At 72.4% G+C, this 14478-nt stretch carries 10 protein-coding genes; 6 read left to right on the plus strand and 4 right to left on the minus strand.

Going from position 1 to position 14478, the window contains the following annotated elements; genetic code table 11:
- Together AWZ10_RS12560 and AWZ10_RS12565 are read left to right on the plus strand one after the other, a co-directional pair.
- A partial coding sequence (locus AWZ10_RS12560) for an ArsR/SmtB family transcription factor (protein WP_159058255.1) occupies window positions 1–271 on the plus strand: 271 nt, incomplete at its 5' end.
- 324 nt (window positions 272–595) lie between these two features.
- Complete coding sequence (locus AWZ10_RS12565; protein ID WP_046708238.1) at window positions 596–964, plus strand: hypothetical protein; 369 nt, start codon at window positions 596–598, stop codon at window positions 962–964.
- A 45-nt stretch (window positions 965–1009) separates the two neighbouring features.
- Here AWZ10_RS12565 and AWZ10_RS12570 read toward each other — a convergent pair whose 3' ends face one another.
- Window positions 1010–3949 carry a SpoIIE family protein phosphatase gene (locus AWZ10_RS12570; protein WP_060891097.1) on the minus strand — a complete coding sequence of 980 codons (2940 nt, stop codon included), beginning with the start codon at window positions 3947–3949 and terminating at the stop codon, window positions 1010–1012.
- A gap of 416 nt (window positions 3950–4365) precedes the next feature.
- Between AWZ10_RS12570 and AWZ10_RS12575 the strand changes: the two genes are divergently transcribed.
- Window positions 4366–4941: a peptidase inhibitor family I36 protein gene (locus tag AWZ10_RS12575; protein WP_046708236.1), complete on the plus strand. Its 576-nt coding sequence runs from the start codon at window positions 4366–4368 to the stop codon at window positions 4939–4941.
- Between the two features lie 140 nt (window positions 4942–5081).
- The gene (locus AWZ10_RS12580) at window positions 5082–5822 is read left to right on the plus strand and encodes a hypothetical protein (protein ID WP_060891098.1); all 741 of its coding nucleotides are present in this window, start codon (window positions 5082–5084) and stop codon (window positions 5820–5822) included.
- Between the two features lie 42 nt (window positions 5823–5864).
- Here AWZ10_RS12580 and AWZ10_RS12585 read toward each other — a convergent pair whose 3' ends face one another.
- A complete protein-coding gene (locus AWZ10_RS12585; protein ID WP_159015204.1) occupies window positions 5865–6659 on the minus strand; it encodes a hypothetical protein in 795 nt (264 codons plus the stop codon).
- Between the two features lie 523 nt (window positions 6660–7182).
- Between AWZ10_RS12585 and AWZ10_RS12590 the strand changes: the two genes are divergently transcribed.
- Window positions 7183–7755, plus strand: a complete 573-nt coding sequence (locus AWZ10_RS12590; protein WP_046710124.1) for an AMIN-like domain-containing (lipo)protein — start codon at window positions 7183–7185, stop codon at window positions 7753–7755.
- Between the two features lie 61 nt (window positions 7756–7816).
- On the opposite strand, the gene AWZ10_RS12595 is transcribed toward AWZ10_RS12590, so the two are convergent.
- Entirely contained in the window at window positions 7817–8617 is an 801-nt protein-coding gene (locus AWZ10_RS12595) for a HEAT repeat domain-containing protein (protein WP_173531751.1), read from the minus strand.
- Window positions 8618–8743: 126 nt separating this feature from the next.
- Window positions 8744–10009: an IS701 family transposase gene (locus tag AWZ10_RS12600; protein ID WP_060891099.1), complete on the minus strand. Its 1266-nt coding sequence runs from the start codon at window positions 10007–10009 to the stop codon at window positions 8744–8746.
- Between the two features lie 186 nt (window positions 10010–10195).
- On the opposite strand from AWZ10_RS12600, the gene AWZ10_RS12605 reads away from it, so the two are divergent.
- The coding region (locus AWZ10_RS12605; protein ID WP_244172476.1) for a beta-ketoacyl synthase N-terminal-like domain-containing protein at window positions 10196–14478 on the plus strand (4283 nt) is incomplete at its 3' end.

Consider the following 14478-nt stretch of genomic DNA (forward strand, 5'->3'; position numbering starts at 1 on the left):
CGCGGCGCTGCTCGGCCGGGCGCGGGCCGCCGTACTGGAGGAGGCGGCCGAGGGCCGGACCACGAGCGAACTGGCGGCCCGGGTCGGGCTCAGCCCGCCTACCGTCAGCCACCATGTTGCGGTGCTCCGGGAGTCGGGGCTCCTCACCAGCCGGCGGATCGGCGGCACCGTCCTGCACACCGTCACCGGCCTGGGCGCCGACCTCCTGGGAGGCGGCGTGACCTGCGGCATTCGACCACGCTCGAAAGCCGTGGTGCGGTCCGGACGGTGACGGTGACCATGGGGAGGCGGGACCACCACGGCAGACGACCCGCTCCGGCATCGTCTGCAGCTCGGGGAACTTCTGCGCCTCCGTCCGGGACCCGGCGGCGTACCGGTTCCGGGTCTTCTCCTTCTACGACCGCGCCCGCTACTCCCTGTCGAACCGGAACGACTGGGGCGAGGCCCAGAACAGCCAGACCGGTGGCGCCGTGGCCCGGATCCACGGATCGGGCGTCAACCAACTGGCCTCCTACCCCGCCGACGACGGCGTCTACGGGGTCAACTGGAGGCCCGTCTACTCCATCCGCAACTGCTGAACGAGGGACGGAAAACCATGCGTATCGCGAAGCGAATCGGCGTCCTGCTGGCCACCACCGCGCTCGCCACGGGCGCCGGCCTCCTGACCGCGCCCTCGGCGTCCGCCGCGAACCCCTGCTGGCAGAGCGGCGGCAACTGGTGGTGCAACAACGTGCCCGGGGCGGCCGTCTACAAGAACCCGTACACGTTCGAAGTCGTGGGCCACATGTACAGCAACCCCAGCTGGTTCAAGTGCAGTTACGACTTCGGCGCCACCGTGGGTGGTCCGCACCCCAACCGCTGGATCTGGACCAAGGCCGACAACGGCGCCTGGGGCTGGATGAAGGACACGGACATCTACAGCGAGACCGACTCGCTGCCGGAGGCGTCCCCGTCCTGTCCCTGAGGGGCCGCCACGACCGCTGCGGCGGCGGCTGACCGCTGCTGACGGCTACTGCTCGCGGTCGTCGCCGTGGTCCGGGGCGACGTCCAGGTCCCCGAAGGACAGCGCGTCCAGGTCGCCGTCGAAGTCCTCCGGGATCAGGAGCAGGTGCTCCAGCGGGTCGGGCGGCGGGGTCCGGTCGGGGCCGGTGAGGGACTGCTCGGTCCAGATGCACTTGCCGGTGGCGGTGTAGCGGGTGCCCCAGCGCTGGGAGAGCGCGGTGATCAGCTGAAGGCCACGGCCACCCTCGTCGGTGTCCGTGGCCCGGCGTATGCGGGGCACGGTGAGGCTGCCGTCGAAGACCTCGCAGACCAGCGCGGAACCGTGCAGGAGGCGCAGCCGGACGGGGCCCTTGGCATGGCGTACGACGTTGCCGACGAGTTCGCTGGCGAGGAGTTCGGTGTTCGGGGCCAGGTCGTCCAGGCCCCAGGCGGCGAGTTGGTCGCGGACGTGGCGGCGGGCCTGCCCGGCGGCCTTCGGGTCGTCGAGGAGGGCCCAGGACGCCATCCGTTCGTCGGTGAGGGCGTGCAGACGGGCGACGAGGAAGGCCGCGTCGTCCGGCGCCGCGTGCTCGGCGGGGAGCAGGCCGTGTGTGAGGGTGTCGCAGAGGCGCTCCAGGTCGGCGGCGGTGCCGTCCTCGTGGGCGGTGCGCAGGAGACGGGCCAGGTCGGCCATGCCCTCGTCTATCCCGCGTTTCGCCGACTCGACCAGGCCGTCGGTGTAGAGCACGAGCAGGCTGCCCTCGGGCACGCTCAGCTCCACCGTCTCGAACGGCGGCTCGGCCGCGCCGAGCGGCGGGTCGGCGGTCCACTCCGGGAAGTGCACGGTCCCGTCGGGGCACACCAGGGCCGGTGGCGGGTGCCCGGCGCGGGCTATGGAGCAGATCTGGGTGGTGGAGTCGTAGAGGGCGTACAGGCAGGTGACGTACGACTCCTCGCCCATGCTGCCGACGATGTCGTTGAGGTGGCTCATGATCTCGTCGGGGGGCAGTTCGAGGTCGGCGAGGGTGTGGACGGCCGTGCGCAGGCGGCCCATGGTGGCGGCCTCGGACAGGCCGTGGCCCATGACGTCGCCGACGACGAGGGCGACCTGGCCGCTGGAGAGCGGGATGACGTCGTACCAGTCGCCGCCGACGTCCATGCCCTGCCCGGCCGGGAGGTAGCGGGCGGCGGACTCGCAGGCGGCCAGGACGGGCAGGTCCTGGGGGAGCAGGGCGCGCTGGAGTTCGCGGGACCGGGTGTGTTCGAGGTCGTAGAGCCGGGCGCGTTCCAGGGCCTGGGCGAGGAGCGCGCTGATCGCGGTGAGGAGGGTGCGTTCCTCGTCGGTGAGGCGGCGCGGCCGGTCGAAGGAGACGACGCACACGCCGAAGGTGTGGTCGGACGCGGTCAACGGCAGGAACGCCCAGGCCTGTTTGCCCGCGCGGGCGGGCAGACAGGCCTGCTCGGGCACGTACTCGGCGTACTCCCGCGGTGAGGAGATGAAGATCGGGGTGCCGCAGTCGATGGCGTCCCAGGCCGGGCCGGACGGCTTTCTGGGAAGGTGGTCGATGAGGCGGATGAACTCGGCCGTGTAGCCGACGGAGCCGACGTTGTGGAGGCGGCCGTTCTCGACGGTCTGCACGAGGAGGCCGGTGGCGGCGAACGGCGGCAGCACCCGCAGGGCGACCGCGTCGACGACGTCCTGCGAGGTGGTCGCCTTGGCGAGGGCGGCGGTCAACGCGGCGATGCGGTGGGCCCGTTCGGAGGCAGCGCGCTCGGCCTCGCGGCGTTCCTCCTCGTGCCGCCGTCTCTCGGTGACGTCGGTGAAGTAGATGGTGCGGCCGTCGGGGCCGGGGACCAGCCGCAGATGGTAGACGAGGTCCTTGTCCGGCACGTGGACGTCGAATCCGGCGGGCTTCTCCTCGGCGGCGGCCTCCCGGCAGCGGCTCTCCAGGCAGGGCGTCCCGCGCACGGAGGGCAGGTCCCACAGCAGCCGCCCGAACAGCTCCTCCTCGGTGAGGCCGAGGGTGCGTTCCGCCTCCAGGTTGGCGAAGGTGATCCGCCAGTCGTCGTCGACGGCGAGGAAACCGTCGCTCATGTGCCGCAGGGCCCGGCTGAGCGCGTCGCGCGCGGACCGCGCCTCGTTGCTCTCCCAGCCGACGCCGATCATCCGGTGGGGGTCGCCGTGCTCGTCGTAGGTGGCCCGGCCGCGGGCCCTCGTCCAGCCCCAGGTGCCGTCGAGGCGCCGTACGCGGTACTCCGCCTCGTAGACGCCGTGGTCGCGGATCGCCCGCTCCGCCGCGGCCAACGTGGGGGCGAGGTCGTCGGGGTGGACGATCCGCATCCAGTTCTCTATCTGCCCGGTGAACTCGGCGGGTCTGGTGCCGTAGAGCTCCAGCGCGGCCTCGTCCCAGATCAGGTCGCCGGTGCGGATGTCCCAGTCCCAGGAGCCGACGCTGACCTCCTTCAGCGCCTGCCGCAGCCGTTCGCCGCCCGGCTCGGGCTGCGCGGGTGCCGACGGCGGGGGCGCCTGCGCCATGCGGTCCTCGGTCCAGTCGACGACCGCCCGCAGGAAGTCCCATTCCAGGCCGGTGGGTTCGCCCCGGTCGCCGGTGAGGACGGTGAGCGCGCCTATCGTGCGGTCGCAACCGGAGACGGGTAACGCGGCGAGACCGGTGCCGGGCCAGGCGATGGACAGGGAGCCCAGCGGCGACCACACTCCGCTGCCCTGGTGCAGGGCGCGGGCCGGGGGCAGCGGGCCCTCCTGGTCGATGATCTCCCACGGGCGGGTGAGGGCGGGCGGCAGGCCGGTGACCGACACCAGACGCAGGGCGGACATGGGGCCCCGCAGATGGACCATTCCCCCGAGAGCGCCGAGTTCCCCGACCGCGTGCTGGAGCGCCAGCCGGAAGACCTCGCTCTCCGCGACGCCGGGATCCACCGTGCTGAGCAGGGCCAGCCGAGCGTTCATACGGCAGACCCTAACGTTCTACTCACACGTAAGGCAGTCCGCCACAGGAATTCCACAGGGGCTCCCCCGGGCCGTCCCCATGCCCGTGTTCGCGAGGCAACGCATTCCCCAACGGCACTGATTCCAGGGTGAGTTGACGGACAAATCCCGAATCGTGGGCGTCATGACATCGGTGTCCTCCCCTCCGCCGGCGACAACGGCCGGCGTCTCTGCCTCACCCCGCGCCCACACGAGGACAGCGGATCGGCGGTGAACGTCCCGCGCACCGTCACCCGCCTCGGCGAGGACCTGCTGGTACGCGGGGTGACCAGCGGAATTCGACCGTGCTCGAAATGCCTGGTGCGGGCTGAAGGGCTCCGCCGACCATGGGAGCACGGGAGCACCCGGTTCCGGCTACGCACCAACGGGAGAGACACATGAATCCGCTGAGCACGCGCCGCACCTCGCTCGCACTCGGACTGGTCGCCGCATCCTTACTCGCGACGGCTCTGGCCACCCCGTCGGTCGCCGCGACGGCGGAGACCTCCTCGTCCGCCCGGACGGCGGACACCCGGCTGGAGCGGCAGGTCGAGGGCCTGCTGCGGCACAACGAGGGCGCCGAGCGCGTCGCGAAGGACCGCGTGCGGCTGGCGCCGGGCGTGGAGATGTCGGTCGTACCGTCCACCCGCGCGGCGGCCGCCGGAACAGGCGACTGCCGTACCGGATACGCCTGTGTGTGGCAGCACCGCGACGCGACCGGCTACCGCCTGGACTTCTACAACTACGGCTCCTACACGCTGTCCAACTACAGAATGCCCGACGGCACAAGCTGGCAGGACCAGGTCAGCTCCTACTTCAACGCGCAGACCGGCGGCGCCTGGATCGTCGGCAAGAACTGGGTCACCTCCGGCGGCAGCGGTCAGCTGGAACGGATCTGGGGCGGGCCGACCTACGCGTACGAGGCCCTGGTACACGCCAACGACCAAGCCGACGTGGTCGAGTTGTACCCGTAGCCGAGCACCGCGTGCGCGCAGGGCGATCGGGCGTGACCAAGATCTGCTGACGGTCGTTGGGCCGCTGCGACACCAGGATCTCGCGACACCAGGATCTCCGGCCCGACCTCAGGATCTCCGGCCCGACCTCAGCAGGCGGCATGTTCAAGGCATTCAAGACGTTGGTCAAGACGTTCGTCGAGCAGTACGCGAAGAGCCAGCAGATCAAACGGGATCTGCTGGCTCAACGTGGTGAGCAGGAGCGGCGCTGGCGGGAGGAGGACCGTGTGGTCCTCCAGGCGGCCCTCGCCGCGAACCGGGTCGCTCTCGAAGAGCACAGCGGCACGCTGCGGCGGGCGGCCGGCGTCTCCTACCTCACGCTGCGCTGCCACGAGGACACCTGGACGTTCCTGGCCCGCACGGCGTTCGGCGTCTGGGAGCCCGGCTGGACCCAGAGCACGCGCGACCCGTACGACCGGGTCGGCCCGACCGCGTCCAGGGCGGCCCACTTCACCGCCGACCCCAATCTGCCGCCGGGCCGCATCACCAAGGCGGACGGCGGCATGCAGGACGTCCAGCTCTCCGGCCACAACCTGGTCCTCGTCCTCGACGCCCTCCGCGAGGCAACGGCCTCGGAACTCACCGCCACCGGAGCCCGCGCCAGGACCTTCTACGACCGGCTGGCCTCCTTCACCGCCAAACTCGACCCGGCGGCGCCCACGGGACGCACCACGGGAATCCTCTGGCGGATCGACGACAGCCTGCACAGCCAGTACGTGAGCCGCCCGCCCGGCACCGGACGCCCCACCACCACGCCCCTGCTCCGCAAAGTCCCCTCCCCCGCCCCGTCGGCCCGCCGCCGCCACCCGGAGCGCAACGGCTCCCCCGTGGCGCAGAAGTAGGCGGCCCGGAGCCCGTCGGACACGGGGGTGTCCGGGCGTGGGTCAGGCGCACTCGGTCGCGGCCGGGCGGTCCTTCTTGCGGAACGTCATCAGCGGCGTTCCGTCGTTCTTGAGTTCGTCGGCGACACCGTCGATGTAATTGCCGTAGGAGTAAATGCGGTCGTACCCGCGACCACGCCAGGAAGTCACATCGACGACGTCCTCGCGCTTTCCGGTCGAATTCCACGTGTACGACTCGACCTTGAAGACCGGATTAACGCGGACGACGCGCTTGGTCGGGCTCGCCTCGATCCAGGCGGTTTTCTCGGGGCCGATCTCGATGACGTCGTTGTTGGTGACGGCGACGGAGTTCTCGATGGCCCAGGAGTAGCTGTAGGAGGCCTCGGCGGAGACGCCGAACCAGCTGCCGATGGAGGCCTCGACGCTGGTGGAGCCGCCGACGGTGTGGGAGTACGACCTGGAGGTGGCGTACTCGCGGGCGAGCTCCAGGCTGTAGCCGCTGTCGGTGCAGTTGGTGCGGGTCTCGCTGATGGGACGCCAGGCCGCGCGGTAGGTCCAGCTGGAGGCGACGGGGTACTCGCAGTGGCCCTCGAAGCGCTCCCAGCCGGGCTGGAGCGTCCACTTGCCGTCGTCCTTGTGCCACACGGGGGCCTCGCGCCACGCGGAGTGGTCGCGCAGCTCACCGGTCGTGACGTTGACGTACCAGTCCTGGTAGCCGGTGCCGCCGTCGGTGCCACAGACCCGCGCCATCATCCCGTCGGTGTTCCAGGGCTCCTGGCCCCGGATGTTCACGGCGTCGTTCGGGCCGGCCGCCTGCGCGGGCTGCGTCGCGAGCACGCTCGCCACGGCACCGAGAAGAGCCGCACCGACCGCCGCGGCCCGCCGCACCCGCAACCGGGAACGGAGACGGGTCGGGGAAAGAGAACCGGAACGGGACCGAGCTGTGTTTTCCGTCACTGAAGTATTCGCTCTTTTCGAGGATGCGGGGATTCAGAAACACGGGGGTTCAGGCATACGGGATTCACGCATACGGGATCCAGGGATGCGGCGATCCCGGCATGCGGAGAGTCAAGCGGCCGGGGATTCGAGCGTCCAGGGATTCCGGAACGCGTTCTTACCCGCCGGTAAGTACTATCGATTTCCGGTGCTTCAACTGTCAAACCCCCAGGAGGAAGGGGAAACAAAGCGGCACAACCGGACACCCGAACCGGGGAAATTCGGGCGTCTCCCCGCGGCGAGCGGGCCCGCTGTTACGTTCCTGGGACACTTCCGCAGCCCGCGGAGCACAACCTTCCGCCATATCCGGTCGTCCCACCCGATACCAGCGCCACCTCAGCGTTGCGTCACCAAGGGGGACAACATGCGACGAATCGGAGCAGCGGTCTTGGCACTCGCGCTCGCGGGGACCGCTATAGGGATGACGGCGGCCACCGCGAGCGCCGTGCCCGGCGGTGCCGCGCGTGCCGCCGCGGCGTGCCCGACGGGCTGGGGCAGTGGCGTCAAGGGCATCCCCGACAGCGGTGCCGTGCCGCTGGCGGACATCAGGACAGGCCGGCACGACTGCTTCGACCGCGTCGTGTTCGACATCCCCGACGGCGGCGACCACATCGGCTACTGGGTCCAGTACGTCGACCGGCTCCACCAGTCAGGTTCCGGCGACCCCATCCCGGTGAGCGGCGGGGCCATCCTGGAGATCCGGGTCGCCGCGCCGAGCTACGACCCCGAGACCGGTGGGGTCGCCTACCCGGGGGACGTCGCCGAGCCCCTGCCCGGCGTGAACCTCTCCGGCTACCGCACCTTCCGTGACACCCGCTTCGCCGGCAGCTTCGAGGGCGAGACCCAGATCGGCCTGGGCGTCCGCGCCCGCCTGCCGTTCCGGGTGCTCCAACTCCCCGGCCGGCTGGTCGTGGACGTGGCCCACAGCTGGACCTAGAAGGGGATGCGGGGGCAGCCCTGCGGTACTGCCCCCGCCCCGGCCCCGCCCTACGGCCCGCCTAGCCCTCCCGCACTGCTTCCACGGCCTCACGGACATCCGGATGCGGGTCGTCGGCAAGGCGGTCCAGCAGTTCGCCCACTCCGGGCGTGGACCAGCCGGAGACCGCCCAGACCAGGTCCTCCCGTACACCGGGGTCGGGGTGGGCGGCGAGACGGGCCAGTGGGGCGAGCGGGCCCCTGCGGCGCATGCCGAACCAGTGCAGGACCTCCCGCAGTGCGACCGGGTCGCCGGGGTCGCCGGCCGCGTCGATCCGGGTGAGGAGCACTCGGGCGGGCGGCGGCGGGCCGTCCAGGGGGTGCGGGAGCCGTTCGCGCAGGCGACGCGCCCCGTGGCCGCCGCGTACCCGGCAGCCGAAGCAGGTGCAGGGCCGGGTGCCGTGCGCGTCGGGAAAGTACCGCCACCCCACCACCTGGGGCGCCACCCGCACCCGGTGCACCTCCCGGGGCCTGATCGCCCGGGGCACGAACACCTCCCACCCGCGCGGATCCGCCAGCCCGGAGATCCGCCGCACCGCCTCGGCCGCGGTGACGGTGGCCTGCCCGCCCCGCGCGCGGTCCGAGTACCGCCCGGCCAGCACCTCCTCGGCGTCGTCCAGCCGCACATGGACGGCCACCAGCCCGCCCCTGCTGCCGAACCGGCCCAGTTCGCGCAGCCATTGGTGGGTGAGGGTGTACGACGGCAGCACCGGGAAGCAGTACACCCCGCGCGCCCCGCCCTGCCCATGGCTGACCGCGCGGACTCCGGCCCGCCGGATGCGCGCCGCGTCGGCCGCCGAGGTGAGGTGCACGAACATCGCCATGGACCGGCATGCTAGTAGTGCTTGGTCAGGTTGGTATCGCTGTGGGTATGTCGCGGTGACAGGTGGGGCAGGCGCCGGTCCAGACCGCGAGGAGTAACTGCATCTCGCGGACGACCTGGTAGAGGCTCAGGCCGGCGCCGTCCCTTTTGGGGTCCGGGCCAGTCGCTGGAGCGTGCAGAAGGCGTGGGCGGCGGAGACGAGGGTGACGTGGTGGTGCCAGCCGTTCCAGGTGCGGCCCTCGAAGTGGGCCAGGCCCAGGGCCTGCTTCATCTCGCGGTAGTCGTGCTCGATGCGCCAGCGGAGCTTGGCCAGCCGCACCAGCGTGGTGAGTGGAGTGTCGTCGGGCAGGTTGGAGAGCCAGAACTGCACCGGCTCCGGCTCGGTGGCGGGCCATTCGGCCAGCAGCCAGCACGCGGGCAACTCGGCTCCCTCGACGGCCTTGCGGATCTCGCGTCCGGCGGGCCTGATCCGCAGTGCCACGAACCGCGAGTACATCCGCTTGAACCCGCTGCGGCCGCTGCCTGGGCGGGAGCCCTCCCGCCACTGCACCGGCCGAGCCGCCTGCTTCCCCGCAGCGATGACCAGCTCCTTCACGCTCCTCGGCGTCTTGGGGTAAGCCGGCTGGGGCGGGCGCCCGCGGCCGCTGTGGGGCGGGATGTGAAGCGTCGCGTCGTGTGGGTGGGCAGTGACGGTGGTCGAGCTGCCCACCACGTAGTGCAGCCCGCGTTCCTCCAGACCGAGCCGGAAGGCCGCGGTGTCCCCGTAGCCGCCGTCGGCCACGACCAGGGGCACATCGACGCCCCAGGACCGGGTCTCGTCGATCATGTCCAGGGCCAGCTGCCACTTCTCGACATGGCCCATATCCGGCGGGATGCCGCACCGCTCGCGGCGGGCCACCTTGCCCGGGTCGGCCAGCGGCGAGGCGGGATCCCAGCTCTTGGGCAGGAACAAGCGCCAGTCGATCGCCGCCGAGGCGGTATCCGAGGCCAGGTGCAAGGACACGCCCGCCTGGCAGTTGGTGACTTTGCCGGCGGTGCCGGTGTACTGCCGCGACACACAGGCCGAGGCGTTGCCGTCCTTGAGGAAGCCTGTGTCATCGATGATCAGCGCGGTCGGGTTGATCGCTGGAGCCATCTTCCACGCGAGTCGGGCTCGGACATGCGCCGCCTCCCACGGGCTGGTGGTGATGAAGTGGGCCAGGGCCTGCCGGTTGCCGTCCTCACCCAGCCGGGCGGCCATCGGTTCCACCGACTTGCGCTGCCCGTCCAGCAGCAGTCCCCGCAGATAGACCCCGCCCCACCGACGCTGATCGGCCCGCGCGAACGGCTCGAACACATCCGCCGCGAAGTCCTCCAGACGGCACCGGACTTCATCCAACTCCTCAGGTGTCACACCCGGTCAACGACGCAGCCCCTCAACCGGACACACCACCGACGAATGAACCTGACCAAGCACTACTAGTGCCGCGGCAGGCGGTCACCCCGGGCCGGACGGCGCCGGTCGTCCAGTGGTCGGCGGACACGCGGACGCCCGGCAACGACGGTCCGTCCGTGCGAGCCGACTTGTAGGGTCCGGACGGTGGAGAGATCGAATGAGGGTGTGAACGGCGCAGCGGCGTCGACGCTGCTGGACGTGCTGCTCGGGGCGGCGCGGGAGGCCCCCGGCCAGACCGTCGTGCACGTCCGGGGGGACGGCGGGGAGCACACGGTCACCTTCGCCTCACTCCGCGACGACGCACTGCGCGTGGCGGGCGGCCTGCTCGCCGCGGGCGTGACACCCGGCACCCCGTTGCCGCTGGTCGCCGACCGGGGTGACGCCTTCCAGCCCATGTTCTGGGGCGCGCTGGCGGCGGGAGCGATACCCGTCCCCCTCGCCCCGGAGCCGCGCCGGATCGGCCCGGTGTGGGAACTCCTCGGCAGGCCGCCCGTCGTCGTGGACGAGGCCACGACCACCGTCGTCACCGGCATGAGCCACGGGAAGGAGGACGACGGCAGCCGACTCCCCAGCGATATACGGGTGTTGCGGCTGAACGAACTCCGTCGCGGCCGCCCGCCCCGGCACCTCCACCACCCCTCCCCCCACGATGTCGCCTTCCTCCAGTTCTCCTCAGGCAGCACCGGCGCCCCCAAGGGCGTGGAGCTGACCCACGCCGGCGTCCTCGCCAACCTCCGCCAGATCCGCGCCGCGATGGCGATCACCGCCGACGACGTGCTCGCGACCTGGATGCCGTACTTCCACGACATGGGTCTCATCGGCACGCATCTCGTCCCCATGGCCGCGCGCCTGAAGCAGGTACGGATCGAACCGCTGTCCTTCGCCAAGCGGCCCGTCCTGTGGTTCGAGGCCGTCGCCCGCCACCGCGCGACCCTCCTGTCGGCCGCGAACTTCGCCCTCTCCCTCGCGGTACGCCGCGTCCCGGCCACCGCGCTCACCGCCCTCGATCTCAGCTGCGTACGCCTGCTGCTCGTCGGCGCCGAGCCCATCGCGCCGCGTGTCTGGCGGGAGTTCACGGCCCGGACGGCTCCGGCGGGGCTGGACCCGGTCGCCCCGCTGCCGGTGTACGGGCTGGCCGAGGCCACGCTCGCGGTGACCGTACCGCCGCTGGGAGAGACCGCGACGCCGCTGGTGCTGGACCGGGCCGCGCTCAGCCGGGGGCGGGTGGCCGAGACCGAACCAGGGCCGCGCGCCGTGGAGTTGATGGACCTGGGGCGGCCGGTCGAGGGGTGCGAGGTACGGATCACCGGTGACTCCGGGGGTCCGTCGGGTGAGCTGCGGGTCGGGCATGTGGAGGTGCGGGGGCCGCAGTTGGGGCGCGGATACCACCGGGCGCCCGAGGCGAGCGCGGAGGCGTTCGGGGGTGACGGCTGGCTGCGTACCGGTGACCTCGGGTTCCTGCGGGGCGGGCGGCTGTGTGTCACCGGTCGCCACAAGGACGTGGTGTTCGTCAACGGCCGTACGTTCCACGCGGCCGACCTGGAGGAGACGGTCGCCGCGACGCCGGGGCTGCCGCCGGGGGCCGTGGCGGTCGTGGGGTCCACCGATCCCGACGGCGGGGGCGAGCGGGTCGTCGCGTTCGTGCAGTGGGCGCGGCCCGCCCCCTCGGCTGCGGCTCCGGTGCTGCGGGCCGCCGCAGGGAGGCTGCGGGAGGTTCTCGGGCACGACGACGTACGGGTACTGCCGTTGCCGCCGGGGGCGTTCGCCCGTACGACCAGCGGGAAACTGCGCCGGGGGGTGCTGCGGGCGCGCTTCGAGGCCGGCGCGTACGCGGCGGTCGAGGGGCGTTGGGGCGAGGGGCGTTGGGGCGATGCCTCGCGTGCGGCGGTGGGGAGTGCGGCCGGGGCGGGAGGGGGCGTCCCCCGTTCGCTGCGGGAGGTTCAGGAGGCGGTACGGGGGGTGTGGGCGCGTGCGCTGGAGGTGCCCGTGTCCGAAGTGGGGCTGCGCGAGCGGTTCTTCGACCTCGGGGGGTCCTCGCTCAAGGCGATGGCTGTGCTGGCCGGGCTGGAGGACGTCCTCTCGGTGACGGTGGAGCCAGGCGCTCTGCGGGATCACGACACGGTGGCGGGGCTGGCGGGGTATGTGGTGGGGATGCTGGAGGAGGGGGATTCTGGTGTGCAGGGGCGCCTGCCGGCTCGGGGGGAGCCGGCTGGTGGCGACGGCGGGTCCGCCGGGGCTGGTCGCGTCAGGCCCGTCGGGGCTGGTCGCGCAGTTCCCCGCGCCCCTGAAGAAGGGCCTGCGGCCCTTGCGAAGGGCCCGGGTGATGCCGACGCCGGTCCTGTCGGGGCTGTTGCCGTGCTCTCCGTCGCCTGTCGGTTTCCCGGGGTCGAGACGCCCGAGGGCTTCTGGGAGTTGCTCGCAGGCGGTGGCGACGCGGTCGGCGGCCTACCCGAGGACCGGTGCGGGGACGGCCCCCGTCCGGGCTCCTTCCTTCCCGATCCCGCCGCCTTCGACGCCGTCTTCTTCGGTATGGACGACGTGGAGGCACGGGCCACCGACCCGCAGGCGCGGATCTTTCTGGAGCTGGCCCATGAGGCTCTGGAGCGTGCCGGGTACGCGGGGCCCCGCCGGGCCGGACGCCGGGTCGGGGTCTTCGCGGCGACCGGTGACAGCGGGTACCGGGAGATCCTGGCCGAGGCCGCCGACGGGGACCTCGCCCGCCACCCGGCAGCCCTCACCGGCAACCTTCCCAACCTGATCGCCGCCCGCGTCTGCCAGGTACTGGACCTGAACGGCCCCGCCCTGGCCGTCGACACGGCCTGCTCCTCCGCCCTCGTCGCGCTGCATCTGGCCCGGCGCAGCCTGCTGTCCGGTGAGTGCGACCTCGCGGTGGTCGGCGGCGTCAACCTGGGCCTGACCCCGACCGGCCACCGCCTCCTCGAAGCGACGGGCGCGCTGTCGCCGACGGGCCGGTGCCGTGCGTTCGCCGCCGACGCGGACGGATTTGTACCGGGAGAGGGCGGCGCCACGCTGGTTCTCTCCCGCCTCGACGACGCCCGCGCCGCCGACGACCCGGTCCTCGCCCTCGTACGCGGTACGGCGGTGAACAACGACGGCCGTTCCCTCGGCCTCCTCGCCCCCACCCCGCGCGGGCAGCGCGAGGTGATCGGCCGGGCGTACGAGGAGTGCGGTGTCGATCCGGCCGACGTGTCGTACGTCGAGGCGCACGGCACGGGTACGCCGATCGGTGACCCGGTCGAGGCGCAGTCGCTCGGCCGGGCGTTCCCGCCCCGCGCCGACGGGGTCCCGCGCCGGCTCGGCTCGGTCAAGGCGAACCTCGGGCACCTCCTCAACGCGGCCGGCATGCCCGCCCTCGTCAAGGTCGCCCTCGCCCTCTCGCACCGCCGCCTCCCGCCCTCCCTCCACGCCACCCCGCCCGCCCCCTTCCTCGCACACACCGCCCCCGGCTTCCGCCTGGTCACCGAGCACGAGGAGTGGACCAGCGCGGAGGGCCGCCCGCTGACCGCCGGCGTGAACTCCTTCGGCTTCAGCGGCACCAACGCGCACGCGATTCTGGAGGAGGCCCCGAGGAGGAGGGTGGTGGAGGAGGCGCCGAGGAGGGTGGAGGAGGCGAAGGCCGCCGACGTGACCGCGACACCCTCGGCCACCGGCGGCCCGCACCTCCTGACCCTGTCCGCCCGTACCGCCGGCGCACTGCGCGTCGCCGCCGCCGAGCTGGCCGCGTATCTGCGGGCCCACCCCGCACTGGACGAGGGTGACGTGTGCGCGAGCGTCAACACCGCCCGGGACGAGGGGCCGTACCGGATCGCCGTGGTGGCGGAGGGCGGGGGCGACCTCGCGGAGCGACTCGAAGCGTTCGGGGCGATGGATCCCGCAGATTCGGCAGATCCCGCAGCTCCCGCAGATCCCGCAGGTTTCGCAGATTCCGCAGATTCCGCGAGCTTCGCGGCGAGGGGACCCGTACGGGCTCGGCCCCGCACGGTGTTCGTCCTTCCCGGTCAGGGAGCCCAACGGGCCGGTCTCGGACGGGAGTTGTACCACTCCGCGCCCGTGTTCCGTGACGTCCTGGACGAGGCCTCGTCCCTCACCGGGCCGGTGCTCGGCCGCACCCTGGCCGCGTGGTGTCTGGACGAGGACGCCGACCCCGCCGACCTTGCCCGGACGGAGGTGACGCAGCCGCTGCTGGTCGCGTTCGGGGTGGCGTTGGCCGGGCAGTTGGCCGCCTGGGGGGTGACGCCGGACGCGGTCGTGGGGCACAGCGTCGGCGAGATCACCGCCGCGTGCGTCGCCGGGGCGCTGCCCCTGGCCGAGGCGGTCGGTTTCGCCGCCGAACGTGGACGCCTGGTGGGCGGGCTCGCCGCGCCGGGCGCCATGGCCGCCGTACGCGGCGACGAGGACACCGTCGG

It is taken from the genome of Streptomyces europaeiscabiei, from assembly GCF_001550375.1.
Taxonomy (GTDB): domain Bacteria; phylum Actinomycetota; class Actinomycetes; order Streptomycetales; family Streptomycetaceae; genus Streptomyces; species Streptomyces europaeiscabiei.

What these genes read in the sequence shown, in the direction of transcription:
- AWZ10_RS12590 (WP_046710124.1), top strand. Translation starts at nt 7,183, where the DNA reads ATGCGACGAATCGGAGCAGCGGTCTTGGCACTCGCGCTCGCGGGGACC.
- AWZ10_RS12570 (WP_060891097.1), bottom strand. Translation starts at nt 3,949, where the DNA reads ATGAACGCTCGGCTGGCCCTGCTCAGCACGGTGGATCCCGGCGTCGCG.
- AWZ10_RS12580 (WP_060891098.1), top strand. Translation starts at nt 5,082, where the DNA reads ATGTTCAAGGCATTCAAGACGTTGGTCAAGACGTTCGTCGAGCAGTAC.
- AWZ10_RS12575 (WP_046708236.1), top strand. Translation starts at nt 4,366, where the DNA reads ATGAATCCGCTGAGCACGCGCCGCACCTCGCTCGCACTCGGACTGGTC.
- AWZ10_RS12595 (WP_173531751.1), bottom strand. Translation starts at nt 8,617, where the DNA reads ATGGCGATGTTCGTGCACCTCACCTCGGCGGCCGACGCGGCGCGCATC.
- AWZ10_RS12565 (WP_046708238.1), top strand. Translation starts at nt 596, where the DNA reads ATGCGTATCGCGAAGCGAATCGGCGTCCTGCTGGCCACCACCGCGCTC.